Source organism: Adhaeribacter terreus, assembly GCF_042657365.1.
In the GTDB taxonomy this organism is placed as follows: Bacteria; Bacteroidota; Bacteroidia; order Cytophagales; family Hymenobacteraceae; genus Adhaeribacter_A; species Adhaeribacter_A terreus.
This window is the reverse complement of the sequence record NZ_JBHSKT010000016.1, coordinates 1-15094: the sequence shown is the minus strand read 5'-3', so window position 1 is coordinate 15094 and position 15094 is coordinate 1. Positions and strand designations below refer to the sequence as shown.

Annotated in this window: 15 protein-coding genes; 7 read left to right on the top strand and 8 right to left on the bottom strand. The window is 43.3% G+C overall.

The annotated features are described in order from the left end of the window. Window positions 1–104 precede the first annotated feature (104 nt). Entirely contained in the window at window positions 105–1394 is a 1290-nt protein-coding gene (locus ACFPIB_RS17250) for a citrate synthase (protein ID WP_378018722.1), read from the top strand. Between the two features lie 175 nt (window positions 1395–1569). Here the strand turns inward: ACFPIB_RS17250 and ACFPIB_RS17245 are convergent, their stop codons facing one another. From ACFPIB_RS17245 to lepA, 4 genes are all read right to left on the bottom strand, one after another. Next, the gene (locus ACFPIB_RS17245; RefSeq protein WP_378018721.1) at window positions 1570–3507 is read right to left on the bottom strand and encodes an OmpA family protein; all 1938 of its coding nucleotides are present in this window, start codon (window positions 3505–3507) and stop codon (window positions 1570–1572) included. A 5-nt stretch (window positions 3508–3512) separates the two neighbouring features. After that, window positions 3513–4094, bottom strand: coding sequence for a 7-carboxy-7-deazaguanine synthase QueE (locus ACFPIB_RS17240; RefSeq protein ID WP_378018738.1), 582 nt, complete (start codon window positions 4092–4094; stop codon window positions 3513–3515). Window positions 4095–4455: 361 nt separating this feature from the next. After that, window positions 4456–5340, bottom strand: coding sequence for a bifunctional 5,10-methylenetetrahydrofolate dehydrogenase/5,10-methenyltetrahydrofolate cyclohydrolase (locus tag ACFPIB_RS17235; protein ID WP_378018720.1), 885 nt, complete (start codon window positions 5338–5340; stop codon window positions 4456–4458). 273 nt (window positions 5341–5613) lie between these two features. Continuing rightward, the gene (gene lepA, locus ACFPIB_RS17230) at window positions 5614–7401 is read right to left on the bottom strand and encodes a translation elongation factor 4 (RefSeq protein WP_378018719.1); all 1788 of its coding nucleotides are present in this window, start codon (window positions 7399–7401) and stop codon (window positions 5614–5616) included. 220 nt (window positions 7402–7621) lie between these two features. Here lepA and ACFPIB_RS17225 point away from each other — a divergent pair, with 220 nt between their 5' ends. Both ACFPIB_RS17225 and msrA read left to right on the top strand, forming a co-directional pair. Continuing rightward, the gene (locus ACFPIB_RS17225) at window positions 7622–8317 is read left to right on the top strand and encodes a helix-turn-helix transcriptional regulator (protein ID WP_378018718.1); all 696 of its coding nucleotides are present in this window, start codon (window positions 7622–7624) and stop codon (window positions 8315–8317) included. 177 nt (window positions 8318–8494) lie between these two features. Then, window positions 8495–9067, top strand: a complete 573-nt coding sequence (gene msrA / locus ACFPIB_RS17220; protein ID WP_378018717.1) for a peptide-methionine (S)-S-oxide reductase MsrA — start codon at window positions 8495–8497, stop codon at window positions 9065–9067. A 64-nt stretch (window positions 9068–9131) separates the two neighbouring features. On the opposite strand, the gene cfa is transcribed toward msrA, so the two are convergent. Next, window positions 9132–10253 (bottom strand): cyclopropane fatty acyl phospholipid synthase, encoded by a 1122-nt coding sequence (cfa, locus tag ACFPIB_RS17215; protein ID WP_378018716.1) that lies wholly within the window; start codon window positions 10251–10253, stop codon window positions 9132–9134. A gap of 177 nt (window positions 10254–10430) precedes the next feature. Here cfa and ACFPIB_RS17210 point away from each other — a divergent pair, with 177 nt between their 5' ends. The 3 genes from ACFPIB_RS17210 to ACFPIB_RS17200 all read left to right on the top strand — a co-directional run bounded on the left by ACFPIB_RS17210 (window position 10431) and on the right by ACFPIB_RS17200 (window position 11911). Continuing rightward, window positions 10431–10862 (top strand): hypothetical protein, encoded by a 432-nt coding sequence (locus tag ACFPIB_RS17210; RefSeq protein ID WP_378018715.1) that lies wholly within the window; start codon window positions 10431–10433, stop codon window positions 10860–10862. A 130-nt stretch (window positions 10863–10992) separates the two neighbouring features. Then, window positions 10993–11403 (top strand): hypothetical protein, encoded by a 411-nt coding sequence (locus tag ACFPIB_RS17205; protein ID WP_378018714.1) that lies wholly within the window; start codon window positions 10993–10995, stop codon window positions 11401–11403. Between the two features lie 97 nt (window positions 11404–11500). Continuing rightward, the gene (locus ACFPIB_RS17200; RefSeq protein WP_378018713.1) at window positions 11501–11911 is read left to right on the top strand and encodes a hypothetical protein; all 411 of its coding nucleotides are present in this window, start codon (window positions 11501–11503) and stop codon (window positions 11909–11911) included. A 116-nt stretch (window positions 11912–12027) separates the two neighbouring features. Here the strand turns inward: ACFPIB_RS17200 and ACFPIB_RS17195 are convergent, their stop codons facing one another. Both ACFPIB_RS17195 and ACFPIB_RS17190 read right to left on the bottom strand, forming a co-directional pair. Further along, window positions 12028–12405, bottom strand: coding sequence for an endonuclease domain-containing protein (locus tag ACFPIB_RS17195; protein ID WP_378018712.1), 378 nt, complete (start codon window positions 12403–12405; stop codon window positions 12028–12030). 263 nt (window positions 12406–12668) lie between these two features. After that, a complete protein-coding gene (locus tag ACFPIB_RS17190) occupies window positions 12669–13061 on the bottom strand; it encodes a winged helix-turn-helix transcriptional regulator (RefSeq protein WP_378018711.1) in 393 nt (130 codons plus the stop codon). 110 nt (window positions 13062–13171) lie between these two features. On the opposite strand from ACFPIB_RS17190, the gene ACFPIB_RS17185 reads away from it, so the two are divergent. Further along, window positions 13172–13549 carry a DoxX family protein gene (locus ACFPIB_RS17185; protein ID WP_378018710.1) on the top strand — a complete coding sequence of 126 codons (378 nt, stop codon included), beginning with the start codon at window positions 13172–13174 and terminating at the stop codon, window positions 13547–13549. Between the two features lie 233 nt (window positions 13550–13782). On the opposite strand, the gene ACFPIB_RS17180 is transcribed toward ACFPIB_RS17185, so the two are convergent. Beyond that, window positions 13783–14832 (bottom strand): PIN domain-containing protein, encoded by a 1050-nt coding sequence (locus ACFPIB_RS17180; RefSeq protein ID WP_378018709.1) that lies wholly within the window; start codon window positions 14830–14832, stop codon window positions 13783–13785. Window positions 14833–15094 lie beyond the last annotated feature (262 nt).

The window sequence follows — 15094 nt, the reverse complement described above, 5'->3', positions numbered from 1 at the left end:
GCATTAAAAATGTGAGAATAACTTTATTACATTTCTTTTTAATTGATTTTTATCTAATTTGCGGTCTTGATAGGCAAATTACTCAAAACCATATTTTTTTTCTAATGGCAGAATTCGCAGAAATTATCTTAGATGGTAAATCTTACCAATTGCCAGTAATCACAGGCTCTGAAAACGAAAAAGCAGTTGATATTTCCAAGCTCCGTGACCAATCAGGTTATATTACCATAGACCCGGGTTATAAGAACACGGGCGCTACGCAAAGCGCGATCACGTTCCTGGATGGCGAGCAAGGCATTCTGAACTACCGCGGTTATCCGATCGATCAGCTGGCTGAAAAATCGAATTTTATTGAAGTTGCTTACTTGCTGATCTACGGCAAACTGCCAACTACTCAAGAGCTCGAAGACTTCAGCAACAAGATCAAAATGCACACGTTGGTGCACGAAGATATGCGCAAAATTTTCGACGGTTTCCCGTCTACGGCGCACCCAATGGGTATCCTTTCTTCGCTAGTTGGTTCGCTTACAGCATTCTATCCGGAATCGCTGAACCCGAACCAGACCGAGGAAGAAATGAACCTGAGCATCATCCGTTTATTGGCTAAGCTTTCTACTATTGCAGCCTGGTCTTATAAAAACTCCGTTGGTCACCCGGTAAACTACCCTAAAAACAACCTCGATTATTGCTCGAACTTCCTGCACATGATGTTCGCCTACCCAACCGAGGAATACAAAATTAACCCGGTGGTAGTAGATGCCCTGAATAAACTGCTAATTCTGCACGCTGACCACGAACAGAACTGCTCTACTTCTACTGTACGTTTAGTAGGTTCTGCTAATGGTTCGCTTTATTCATCGGTTTCTGCTGGTATCTGCGCACTTTGGGGTCCGCTACACGGTGGTGCAAACCAGGAAGTAATTGAAATGCTGGAGCAGATCAAAGCTGATGGCGGCGATTCTAAAAAATGGATAGAGAAAGCAAAAGACAAAAACGATCCGTTCCGTTTAATGGGCTTCGGTCACCGCGTTTATAAGAATTTCGACCCGCGCGCCAAGATCATTAAATCGGCTTGCGACACTATTCTGAACGACCTGGGGGTTGTTGACCCGATATTGAACATTGCAAAAGAACTGGAAGAAGCTGCTTTAACAGATCCATATTTTGTAGAGCGCAAACTGTACCCGAACGTAGACTTCTATTCTGGTATCATCTATCGCGCTATGGGCATTCCTACCGAAATGTTTACTGTAATGTTTGCATTAGGTCGTCTGCCAGGCTGGATCGCTCAGTGGAAAGAATTGCGCACCAACAAAGAGCCGATCGGTCGTCCGCGCCAGATCTACACCGGCGAAACCGTTCGCGAATACACACCGATCGCAGATCGCAAATAGTAAAAAACGCTATGCTTTTATAGCAAAAAACCCGGCCAAATTGGTCGGGTTTTCTTTTTTTATAGCTTGAACGAATTACTCCGGTATTCCATTCGAAATACAGCAATAAAAAACGCTATACTTTTAAAGCTTAAAAGTATAGCGTTTTTTATTACCGGCCTCTGCAAATAAAGCTTTACTCAGATAAAATCCGGAATTCGATACGGCGGTTTTGCTGGCGATTGGCTTCTGAATTATTCGGTACTGCGGGTTTGGTTTCGCCGTAGCCGATTGCTTTAATGCGGTTTTTAGAAATGCCGTTGCTGGTTAAAAACGTAGTAACCGATTGCGCCCTTTTCTGCGAAAGCACCTGGTTATTGGCATCAGAACCTACATCGTCGGTATGGCCGGAAATTTCTACAATAATGGTAGCGTTCCGGTTCATAAAAGTAACCAGCTTTTTAAGCTCCGTCTTCGATTTCGGGTCCAGGTTAAATTCGTTAGTCGGAAAGAAAATATTGTTCAGCACGATAGACGAACCGGATTTTACCGGATCGAGGTAAATATCGAGCATCAACGGATTAAAATCTTTCTTATTCGTGTAATCGAAGCTCATACTTTTCAGCAAATAGCCCTCGGAAGAAGCATACATCGCATATTGCCCGCCTTCTTTCAGCACAATGGTATATTCGCCGGTTACCTGGTCAGAACTTACCTGCTGCTCCAGTTCATCCGTCGAAATATCGTAGAGTTGCAGATCGGCTTTAATTGGCTTTTTGGTAACGGCATCGTAAACCCGGCCTTCGGCATAAGTAGTAGCATCTTTACTTTTCCAGGCCGGCGGCACATCAAATTCATAAATATCGATGCTGCGTTTCCCGCTGTTCGGGTTGGTTAATTGACGGGAATAGTAGCCTTTTACGTTGTTGGACGAAATAAAAACCGAACCTTCGTCTTCAAAAGTATTGAGCGGATAGCCTAAATTTTGCGGCGTGCTCCACACATTATCGGTCAAATGCGTTTCGTAAGCATCCAGACCGCCCATGCCTACGTGGCCGTCGGAAGTAAAATACAACGTAGTACCGCTGGCATGAATAAATGGCGCCATATCTTTGCCGGAAGTGTTAATAGTCGGACCAACATTAACAGCAGCGCTCCACTGTCCGTTTTCCTGCAGTCGCGTTACCCAGATATCCTCCTGTCCATAGCTGCCGTTTTTGCGAAGCGATGCAAAATACAGGATTCGGCCATCAGCGGACAAGGCTGGCTGTGAATCCCAGGACGAAGAATTTACGATGTGCCCCAGGTTACGGGGTTTGCTCCACTGGTTTCCTTGTTTTACCGAAATATAAAGATCGCAGTCACCTTGAGAATCCGGCCGGTCGCAAGACGTGAAAACCAGCGTTTTACCATCGCCGGAAATGGTGCCTGCGCCTTCGTTATGAACCGTATTGATCAGGGGCGAAACGGAGGCCGGATTGCTCCACTCACCTTGAGGCGTCTTTTCACTGATGTATAAATTCTCGTCTGCTTCAGCACCCGCTCCGCGGCCTGTGTATAAAAAATAGCGTTGGTCGGCGGTTACGTTCGGAAAATACTGATACGTAAACTGGTTAATATGCGTACCTAAACGGCGGGGCTTGAATTCTACCGGTCTTTGAATAGCCTTCTGCGCAAACTGACAATTCTTGATCTGTAATTCAACATACGGATTCAGTTTGGTATTTTTAGGCGAAGATTTTAAATAGTTCGTGTAATTTTCTTCTGCAGTAACATAATCGCCGGAACTAATGCTCAGATCGGCCACCATCAGGTAATCGTTTACCAAAGCCGGGTTGAACGGAAGTAAACCAATTCCCTTTTTGTAATTTTCGTAAGCCTTCGCTTTGTTGCCCAGCACTTTATAATAGCCGCCCATACGCAAATAAGCCTCCCCGAATTTCGGATCGCGTTTAATTGCGTTTTCCATCAGCTCAATAGCCTTATCGAAATTACGATTTTTTGCAGCATCCATGCTGCGCTGGTACATCAGTACAGCCCTGGGCACATTTGAAGAAACTTTTTCAGATTGTGCGAAGGCTGTACCAATAAAACCAAAGATCATTAGTAAAATTAAACCGAACGATTTACCCATATGGTTTACGGTATGTTCATGTATTTATGCGTCTGAACAGAGATCTGCCACTTCGGATTATTTTTTACATATTCCACAATAAGCGGCGTTACCTGATCGGCTTTACTCCATTCAGGTTGCAAATAGAGACGCGCTTTCGGATCGAGTTTTTCGGCAAATTGCTCCGCCCACTCAAAATCCGATTTATTAAAGATCACAACTTTCAATTCGCTCACGTGCGGCATAACGCTTTCCTGCGGCGCTTTGAATTTTTTAGGCGATAAACAGATCCAGTCCCATTCGCCGGAAAGCGGATAAGCGCCGGAGGTTTCAATGAAGGTCTGAATGCCTTTTTCATGCAGTTTCTGCGTTAAAAGTTTCAGATTATACATAAGCGGTTCACCACCCGTAATCACAACAACTTTGGCAGGATGCGCCGCTGCCAGATTCACAATTTCTTCAACTGTAGCCAGCGGATGATCTTCTGCATTCCACGATTCTTTTACGTCGCACCAGTGGCACCCCACATCACAACCACCCAACCTGATAAAATAAGCAGCCCGACCCGAATGAAAACCTTCCCCCTGAATGGTATAAAAAGCTTCCATTACAGGCAATTGCGTACCATCGGCTGGTACGGTTCTCGAAGATACAGGCTTGTTTAAAGTTAATGTTTTCAAAATAATAGTATTCATTCAAAAAATTGCTCAGCTATTTTTAAGCAACAGCTGAGCAACAAAAAAATTTAATCTAAGTGAGAACGATGAGGTTCGATATTACATTCCGTTAAATTATAATTTTCCAACGGAAAATCAACTTTTTTTCAAAAAAAATTTTAAAAGAGCCGTTTAAAAACTATACGCAATTTTTGAGGCAGCGATTATAGTTTTGTTAAAAACATTTGAAAATCCCTATATTGTATTGAGCAAAAATGTGTTACCGGTTTTTGAGCTTAAAACCATACCATTTTTAGTTCTTATAAACTTCTTTTTTCGACGCACTCAACGTATTTTTCAAAAGCATGGCAATGGTAAGCGGACCAACTCCACCCGGAACCGGGGTTATGTAACTGCACTTCTGCGCCACTTCATCAAAGAAAACATCGCCTTTCAGCTTGTAGCCTGCTTTGCGGGTTGCGTCCGGTACGCGGGTCGTACCTACGTCAATCACCACGGCGCCTTCTTTCACCATATCGGCTTTCACAAACTCCGGAATACCTACTGCTGCGATCAGGATATCGGCTTGTCTGGTGAAATGAGCCAGGTTTTCGGTGTAGCGGTGGCAGATGGTAACAGTTGCATTTCCCGGATATGCATTCTTCGCCATTAAAATACTCATTGGTGAGCCTACAATATTACTTCTGCCAATTACCACGCAATGCTTGCCTTTGGTTTCTATTTTATAACGCTCCAGCAATTGCAGAATACCGTAAGGCGTAGCCGGCAAAAATGCAGGCAAACCGGCAACCATACGGCCCACGTTCGTCGGGTGAAAACCATCTACATCTTTGCTTGGGTTAACGGCTTCCAGCACTTTTTCCGTATCGATGTGTTTTGGTAAAGGCAGCTGCACAATAAAGCCGTCGATATTGGCATCGTTATTCAGCTCATCAATTTTATTCAGCAATTCTTCTTCGGTAATGCTGTCTTCCATGCGGATCAAAGTAGAGTCGAAGCCAACTCTTTCGCAGGCCAGTACTTTATTGTTCACGTAAGTTTGCGAACCGCCATCGTTCCCAATCAGAATCGCGGCCAGGTGTGGCACTTTGCCGTGGGCTGCTTTTATGGCCTGAACTTCGGCTGCAATTTCTTCTTTAATGGTTTCGGCTGTTTGTTTTCCGTCGAGAAGGGTCATTTTGTAATGATTAATGATTAGTGAAGAAAATATGTTTAATTCTGGTGTCTAAAACGATATGGTTTCTGGCCTGAAAAGTCAAAATTTAAAAGTTTTTACTGTTATTAATGTTCTGAATTTAACTTCCTGTATCGTAGGGTTTAAACCCTACGATACAGGAAGTTTCAAAACGGTATGCTTTTAACTCCAAAAAGTCGAACCTACGAACATCGAATTATCGAAAACAAAAAGCCCCAAATTACTTTCGCACGTTGGGGCTTTTTGTTTTTCACATCAGTCGAGTTTGAGCACGGCAAGGAACGCTTCCTGCGGTATTTCTACGTTACCCACCTGGCGCATCCGTTTCTTACCTTTCTTCTGCTTTTCCAAAAGCTTCCGTTTACGGGAAATATCACCGCCGTAGCATTTGGCAAGTACGTTTTTACGCATAGCTGAAATGGTTTCCCGCGCAATAATTTTCTGCCCGATAGCGGCCTGAATGGCAATTTCGAACATTTGGCGCGGCAGCAGTTCGCGTAATTTCTCGCATAATCTCCGGCCCCAGTCATACGCTTTGTCGCGGTGTACAATAGCAGATAATGCATCCACTTTCTCACCGTTCAGCATAATATCCAGCTTTACCAGGTGCGACGTACGGAAACCGATCAGTTCGTAATCCAGGGAAGCATATCCGCGGGAAATCGTTTTTAGTTTATCGAAGAAATCGAATACGATCTCGGCCAAAGGCATTTCAAAGATCATTTCCACGCGGTCGGAGGTCAGGTAATTCTGGCCTTTAATAAGGCCGCGCTTGTCCATACAAAGGTTAATAATGGCCCCTACATAGTCAGATTTAGTAATGATCTGCGCTTTAATAAATGGCTCTTCAATGGTTTTAATGAAGTTTGGTTCCGGCATGTCCGATGGCGCATTTACCGTAACTTCCTCGTCTTTGGTGTTTACTACCTTAAACTGCACACTTGGCACGGTAGTAATTACCGTCATGTCGAATTCGCGTTCCAGGCGTTCCTGCACAATTTCCATGTGCAGCATGCCTAAGAAACCGCAACGGAAACCAAAACCTAATGCCACCGAACTTTCCGGCTCCCAAACCAGAGAAGCATCATTCAGCTGCAGCTTTTCCATGGCGGTGCGTAGTTCTTCAAATTCGCTGGTTTCTACGGGGTAAATACCGGCAAATACCATCGGCTTTACCTCTTCAAAACCTTGGATAGACTCTTTTGTCGGATTATCAACCGTGGTAATGGTATCACCAACTTTAACTTCTTTAGCTTCTTTAATACCCGAGATCAGGTATCCCACGTTACCGGCACTCATTAAGTCACGCGGTTCCTGGTTCAGTTTCAGTACACCAATTTCATCGGCATTATAGATCTTGCCGGTGTTCACGAACTTCACTTTGTCGCCTTTTTTCAGCGTACCGTTCATGATCCGGAAATAAACTTCGATACCGCGATACGAATTGAAAACCGAGTCGAAGATCAAAGCTTGTAACGGCGCTTCCGGATCACCTTTTGGCGCTGGAATACGTTCGCAAATGGCGTTCAGAATATCTTCAATACCAATGCCTGCTTTTCCGGAAGCTGGAATAATATCAGCTTTATCGCAACCGATCAGGTCAATAATTTCATCCGAAACTTCTTCCGGCATGGAATGCGGCAGATCAATTTTATTCAGCACCGGAATAATTTCCAGGTTATTACCAATAGCCAGGTAAAGGTTAGAAATAGTCTGGGCCTCAATACCCTGCGAGGAATCCACGATCAGCAAAGCACCTTCGCAGGCGGCAATAGAACGGGAAACTTCGTAAGAAAAATCGACGTGACCGGGAGTATCGATCAGGTTCAGAATATATTTCTCGCCTTTGTAAGTGTATTCCATCTGGATGGCGTGGCTTTTAATAGTAATGCCCCGCTCCCGCTCTAGGTCCATGTTATCTAAAAGCTGCGCCTGCATATCGCGCTGCCCTACCGTAGAGGTAAATTCCAGCAGTCGGTCAGCCAGCGTGCTCTTGCCGTGATCTATATGTGCAATGATGCAAAAATTCCGAATATTCTTCATATGTAGTGTCTACAAGCTACAAAGGTAAGAATTACTACGCAAACGGAATAATTTTAAGCCGGTCTCCATCCTAAATATTTCCATTTTTACCATTTTAACGTACACTTAATATTACATATACAATTCTCAATATATTTAAACTCCGGAAGCCCTGTTCCTGAAACTTTATTTTATATATTGGTGGCTTGGATGTGTTCGAACTGTTCTAAAGCTACTTTATATGCAACATACTGCTCCTGCCAATCAAGCCGCCCTAACCGACCGCATGAAGGCGAAAATTGCTGAAATAGATGCTGTAGCCCATGAAATTCCTGGCGTGATCATTATTCATAGCAACAGTGGAATGGGCGTGGAATACATGTCGCAACGCGGCCTCGATATGCTGGGCGTTACCCTGGAAGAACTTATTGCCATGGGCCCGGCCTATTACGATCGTTTTTTTAATGCTGAAGAAGCCAAAGATTATGTTCCCAAAATTATCGGCGCCCTGGAACGGAACGACCACCTGGAATGGGTAACTTTCTTTCAGCAGGTGCGCACCCTTCCCGATCATGAATTTACCTGGTATGCATCTTCCACCAAAATCTTTATGCGCGACGACCAGGGCAACCCGGTTCTGAATATTACCATTGCAGTTCCGCTGGATCTGGCGCACCACAACACTACCAAAGTAGACCGCCTGCAAAAAGAAAACGAATTCCTGCGAAATAACTATTCCAAATTCTCGAAGTTAACCGACCGCGAACGGGATATATTAAAACTGACTGCACTCGGAAAAAGCTCAAACGAAGTAGCTGAAACTTTATTTATTTCTACGGCTACCGTCGATACGCACCGCAAAAACATCAAGAAAAAATTAGGCATAAATTCTTCTTACGAATTAGCGCAATACGCCATGGCGTTCGACCTTATATAAAGAAAAAAAACGGTAGGTTTTTGGGCATAAAAAGTACTGAAATGGAATTTGCGTTTAGCCGCTTTTGTTTCTTAAGCAACCGCTCAAATGGCTTTTCTTTTAAACTGAAATCTTAATATGCTACTTTCCCGTTTCAAAACTATTTTTGCTTTATTTCTCATTCAATTTTTCACGACTATGACTTTTGCCGACAATATCAATACCGTTTCTAATACTACCGAGAAAGCTACTTTTGGCATGGGTTGTTTCTGGTGTTCCGAAGCCGTTTTCCAGGACCTGAAAGGCGTACTGAAAGTACAAAGCGGCTACGAAGGCGGGCAGACCGAAAACCCGACTTACAAAGAAGTTTGCAGCGGCACCACCGGCCACGCCGAAGTAATTGAAGTAACTTATAATCCGCAGGAAATCGCTTACGAAACGTTATTGGAAGTCTTCTGGAAACTGCACGACCCAACCACGCTAAACCGCCAGGGCGCCGACGTAGGTACCCAATACCGTTCGGTTATTTTTTACCACAACCCAAAGCAAAAAGAAATTGCCGAAAATTATAAAAAGGAACTGAACGCCAAAAAAGTTTTCCCGAACCCCATCGTAACCGAAATTTCCCCGGCCAGCAAGTTTTACGTAGCCGAAAATTACCACCAGGATTATTTTAAACTGAACGGCTCCGAACCATATTGCCAGTTTGTGATAAAACCCAAAATGGATAAGCTGGAACAGGTTTTTAAAGATAAACTGAAAACCAAATAAATGAACTGAATGAAATAAAGCCCTTCGATCTAACCGGTTGAAGGGCTTTTTTATTTTCAAGCCGTTATCTCACCGATTCATAACCACCTAAAACGCCTTTTTTAGAAAGCACCAGTTGCCAAAGCTGGTTTTGCCGCGCCCGGAAAGAACCCGCACTGGAAAGCAGGTAATACTTCCACATCCGGTAAAAACGCTCGTCAAAATCTGCTTTTAATTCGGGCCAGTGCTTATCAAAATTCCTGAACCAGGCCTGCAACGTAAGATCATAATACGGCCCGAAATTGTGCACATCTTCTATCACAAACAGGTTTTCCATAGCACCGGAAAGTTGTTTCATAGAAGGGATCACACAGTTCGGAAAAATGTAGGTATTGGTAAACGGATCGGCGGAAGTGCGCGAAAAATTCTGCCCGATGGTATGCAGCAAAAATAATCCGTCGTTCTTTAAACAACGCGCCGCAACCTCCATAAATTTCCGGTGGTTTCTATAACCAACGTGCTCTACCATACCCACCGAAACCACGTGATCAAATTGTTCATTTACATCGCGGTAATCCTGTAATCTTAGTTCCACGGGAAAGCCTTTGCATAACTCCCTGCCTAATGCAATTTGTTCGTTGGAAACCGTAACGCCGGTAACGATTGCGCCATATTTTTCAGCGGCAAATTTTGCAAAACCGCCCCAGCCGCAACCAATATCCAAAACGGTTTGCCCCGCTTTCAAACCCAATTTCCGACAGATCAGGTCCAGCTTATTTTCCTGCGCAACATTCAGGTCATCAGTATTTTTCCAGTAGCCACAACTGTAATTCAGGCGTTTATCCAGCATTAACTGGTACAATTTGTTGCTGATGTCGTAGTGGCGTTGCGCATTTTTCGAGGCTAAACCTTTGGCCTGCATGTTCAGCAGTTTCGCCAGGATCATTTCCAGTACCGCTTTCCAGCTTAACTTCGCTTTTTTATACAGATCGGCGCGTAAAACCCGGAAGGCAAATGCATCTATCTGCTCACAATCCCACCAGCCATCCATATAAGCTTCGCCCAAACCCAGTGTGCCATCCTGCAAAACCCGCTTATAAAACCGGTCATCGTGCACCTGCAGATCCCAGGGATTAGGGCCGTTTACAGTTACATCCGCAAGGGCTAAAATATCGGTTACCTGCTGTTTTAAATCCGGATTCCGCATAGCAATTCAGCATTAGAAAGTGGCGCATTTTTAAATGCGGTTACGGCTCTAAAAAATGGAAGTTCACTTTATTGGCAATCCCGAAAGCCGAAAATGATGTGCGTAGAACGGTATGAATGAAGGTATAAAAACTAAAATCCGGCAAGACAGTTAAATATAAAAAGAAAGCGCCCGATTATGATCCTGGAAAAAGACTCTTTATTTGATTTCAACTACGATACGAAAACGCATATTTTGTCGGTTAAATATCCGGACCTGACAGGCATACCTTTGTCCCAGATCAGGAATTCGCTTGACAAACTTTGCCGCAACGTGGTGAACTACGACGTTAAAAAACTGCTGCTCGATATCCGGTCTGGCGTAAAGGGGGTAACAGAAACGCAATACAAAGAATTGGTGAACGAATTCTTAAAGCAACTATCTCATACCCGCCTCGAAAAAATAGCCCGAATCCTCCCCGATAATCCGGCCCGGCAATACCTCGTTCAGCATTACGCCCAGATCTTGCAGAAGGACATTTCTGTTCGATTTAAAGACCGTTCATTTTCCAACAAAGCCGAAGCCCTGGCCTGGCTAGAGAAAGAAGAAACACTCTTAGATACCTTATAATTTCTTTTGAGCGAACAAAGCTGCTAATGTTTTACATTGGAAAGCAAAAACTAATAAGTATACCTCAGAAATCTGGCCGTAAAAACAAAAAAACCGGAAAACAGGTTTATAGAAAGATAGCGCCCGATTTATGATCCTGGAAGAAGATTCTTTATTCGATTTTATTTACGACCCCAAAACCGATATTCTAACAGTCCGGTTTCCGGATGCGGTTGGGACGCCCGTTTCCCAGATCGAGAATTCGTTACAGAAACTTGCGCAAAATGCAGCTAATTACGACGTAAAAAAATTACTGCTCGATATCAGTTCTGGGGTTCCAGGCCTGGACGAAGAGCATTACCATTATTTAGTAGAAGTGTTTCTGAAAACCTTAAGCCACTCCAGGATCCAGAAAATAGCCCGCGTAATCCCCGAAAACCCCGCCCGCGAATACCTGATCGATCACATCGCTTCAGAAATGTACCAGAACTTAGGCCTGCCCTTCATCGGCCGTTCCTTTACCAGCAAAGCCGAAGCCTGCGCCTGGCTGCAGGAACCTTAAAACACAAAGCTTAATAATCAAGTAAAAAAGAAAATCACCAAAGGTTGCATCAGAAAAACAACCCGGAAAGAAACAGCATATATAAAGAAGCCTGCCTATGATCCTGGAACCAGATTCCCTGCTAAAGCTCAGCTACAATACCCAAACCCATATTTTATCCATCACCTGGCCCGACCTGGAAGGCACCCCTTTGGCCGAAATTGAAGACAGCTTGAACAAAGTAGCCCGCAACATCAATCATTTCGACATCCGGAAATTTCTGGCCGACCACCGTAGCGGTTTCAACAAACTGGAAGATCCGGATTATAAAAAAATGCTGGAACGTTACCACCGCAAACTAGCCGCCACTAACCTCGAAAAAATAGCCCGCCTCATTCCCGACGAACCCGCCTGGGAATACCTCATAAAAAGCTACACCCGCGAACTAGAACAAAAACTAAACCTCCCCTTCAAAATCCGCTATTTCAAAGATAAAACCGAAGCCCTGAACTGGCTAAAAGAATATTAAACCAAAAGAAATTCCAATACTAAAAAAACTCTATCCCTTTAAGCACAAAAAGTCAAATAGATGCAGGAACCAAAAAGCTCCCCTTCTTTTCAAGGAGGGGCCCTGGGGTGGTTATTTCAAGCATTGCCAAAAGCATTCCGAATCTCCTCCAAAACCCCATCTAATTGTTCAAAAACCGCATCATTTTCAAACCGCAAAACCCTGATCCCGTGGCTATTCAAAAAAGCCGTACGTTCCGAATCCGCCGCAAAACCTGCCTCCGAAAAATGGTGCCGCCCATCCAACTCCACGGCCAGCTTTTCCTGCGGACAATAAAAATCCAGAATAAACTTCCCAAAACTATGTTGTCGCCGGAACTTCCGGCCCTCCAATTGGCCTCGCTGCAACGCTTTCCAAAGGGCAGCCTCGGCTGGGGTCAGGTTGCTGCGGAGTTCTTTGCGCAGGGTTTTGAGGTTCGGTTGGTTGGCCAGTTTATCTTCCTTCCGGATTTTCATGGTTGCAGCATTTTTGCAGGCTAAAGCCAGAAATGGCTGATTAGTTCCATTTAACGCCGGTAGCCAGAAATCGACCACCCCCAACCCCTCCTGTCCAGGCGGGGAGCTTTTTGTTCCTGCTTTACTTTGGGTTTTTGCGCTTAAATCGATAACGTTTTCTGCCGTTTGCTACAAGTCACGATCCTTCTGAATAAGGTAGATAGGAGCTCCCCGCCTGGACAGGAGGGGTTGGGGGTGGTTGACCTTGAGCCTGATGAAAGTTACTAAAGTGCTTCTGTCACTTCAACCTTCCTCCCGCCTTCCTTAATCCGTTCGCGGTGCTGCACGCCCCAGGCACGCATCTCGAAAAGCACTTTATCCAGCGACCGGCTGTAGGGCGTAAGTTCGTAGGTTACGGTTACGGGCGTGGTTGGCATAACTTTGCGGGTAACCATTTCCAGCAACTCCAGTTCCCGGAGTTCTTTCGATAAAATACGCGGCGTAACCCCGTCTAAAGCGCGTTGGATCTCATTGAAACGTTTCGGGCCGTTCTGTAACGCTACCAGCAGCGGCAATTTCCATTTGCCATTTACTACATACAAGGTGTCTTTTACGGCATTGATACTGGCCAGGCAGGCTTCTTCCGAATGGTTGCAGGTTTCCGCGATGGTATTCATTGGTTCTTATTTAACTTCCCCAAAGGATAGTACTACCTTTTAGGATAGTGCTACCTTTTGGATAGTAAAGGTAGGTAACTTTGTAAAAAGAACCAATAACCCCTAAACAGATGAAAGTACTTAAAATTACCTACTGGGCCACAACGGCCGTTTTCAGCCTGATGATGGCTTTTTCCGCTTTTGCCTACGTTACCCAACCCGAAATGAAGCAGGGCTTTGCGCATTTAGGCTTCCCCGATTATTTCCGGGTAGAGCTGGCCGTGGCGAAACTGCTGGGTGCGGTTATCCTGCTGGCGCCGGTTGCCACCCGGTTTAAAGAATGGGCTTACGCGGGCTTCGGCATCGTGGTGATCTCGGCCTTTATTGCCCACACCGCTGCCGGCGATCCGCTTAGTGCGCGCATCGGGCCGCTGGTTGCCCTGGCCTTGCTCCTGACCTCTTATTTTACCTATCATAAAAAGCAGCAGCCAGCCGGCATGTTGAATTAAACGCCAGGGAAACCGGAAGAAAAAGTACCTCTTAAAGAAACAGATTGGCGCGGGCTGGTAGCTCGCGCTTTTTTTATTGGCAACCTCCGGAAAACGCTATGGTTTAAGGCTCAAAAAGTCAAAAAGAAGCAGGGACCAAAAAAAGCTCCCCTCCTGGTCAGGAGGGGTTGGGGGTGGTTGCGCTACAAGGCAGGGGTTAACTCCAGAAGAGCTGAAAGAAAAAATATAATATATCAATTAAGAATTTTCAAAGCATCGGTCGTAGCTTTTAAGGTAATCAATAAATGTTTAGGAAGTAAGAAAAATTCTTTTTGAATTAAATCAGTAAGTAAAAGAGCTGGTTCTAAAGATGGAAAACTACTCAGTAAATGAAAAACTAAATTGGTTGCATCAATCAAATATTTCTCATCTGAAATAGTTCCTTTTAAAGCTAACTCTTTTAGAAAACTAAAAATCAAATTTACATTTTGGGGAATATAATTGATTTTTAGAGCAAGATTCAATAGAGCAACATTGAAAACGTATTGCTGATTTGACTTAAATTGATTAAAATAGGCAGTACTTAGGATATTTAAATCCAGAGTTAAACCTACGTACTTCTTTCTTAATAAGTATTCATATATTTCCTTTTGATTCGAAGTAAAAAAATAATTAAGGAAATATTCAGAGCTAATAATTTTACCATCCTGAGGATTAACAAATTTGAAATAAAATGAATCATCAGAAAGCATTATACAATTTTCCCTGTTAGCTAATGTAACATTATCAACATAAAACTCTATAAAACCACTTATTTCTTTTTTTTCACGAAGTGCTCTTATTAGGTCAAGTTTTTCTTCAGGTATTTGAGTTTCCACATGCTTTAAACACCATTCTTTCAAATCCTCTAAAAAAACAAGCCTTTTTTCTTTAAAATCTTCGGGTAAAAAATGAGGAACGACTTTACCATTTTCAATAGAAATCGAAAGATTAGACTTTGGATCATGTTTCTCATGAAATATTTGATTATCAATTATTTTAATAAATGAATTTGGAACTATAAAATTTCCAAATTTTAAATCCAAATTTTTTGATAATTCATAAAATAACAAACAGGTAGAAAAATCAATAACAAATTTATAATTCTCCAATTTCAAGTTTTGCAAATAGTATTTTTTGGGTACTATACAAAAACCATTACTATCAATAGCAGTTAAATGATAATATGACCAAATAAAATCTTTATTGAAGTTTCCAGCTATAAGTTCACCAAGGGAAATATTATAAGAATAATAATCTTTCAAATTTTCATTCTGGAGCTTACGTCTCTGCTCTTCTTGACCAGCAAATTTCTCTATAAATGCTCTTTCAAAATCTTTAATATCACTACCATCAAATAATATTTCTTCAAATGGAAGACCTGAAAAAGGGCTTTTAACTTCTAAGAAACTGTTTTAAAAGCCATTAGCAACGTTTAAGCATTACTGAGATCATTGCTATATATACCATCGATTGGCTGTTCATTCTGTTCTTCTCATAATCTTTATTCAGACGCCTTGCATGCAG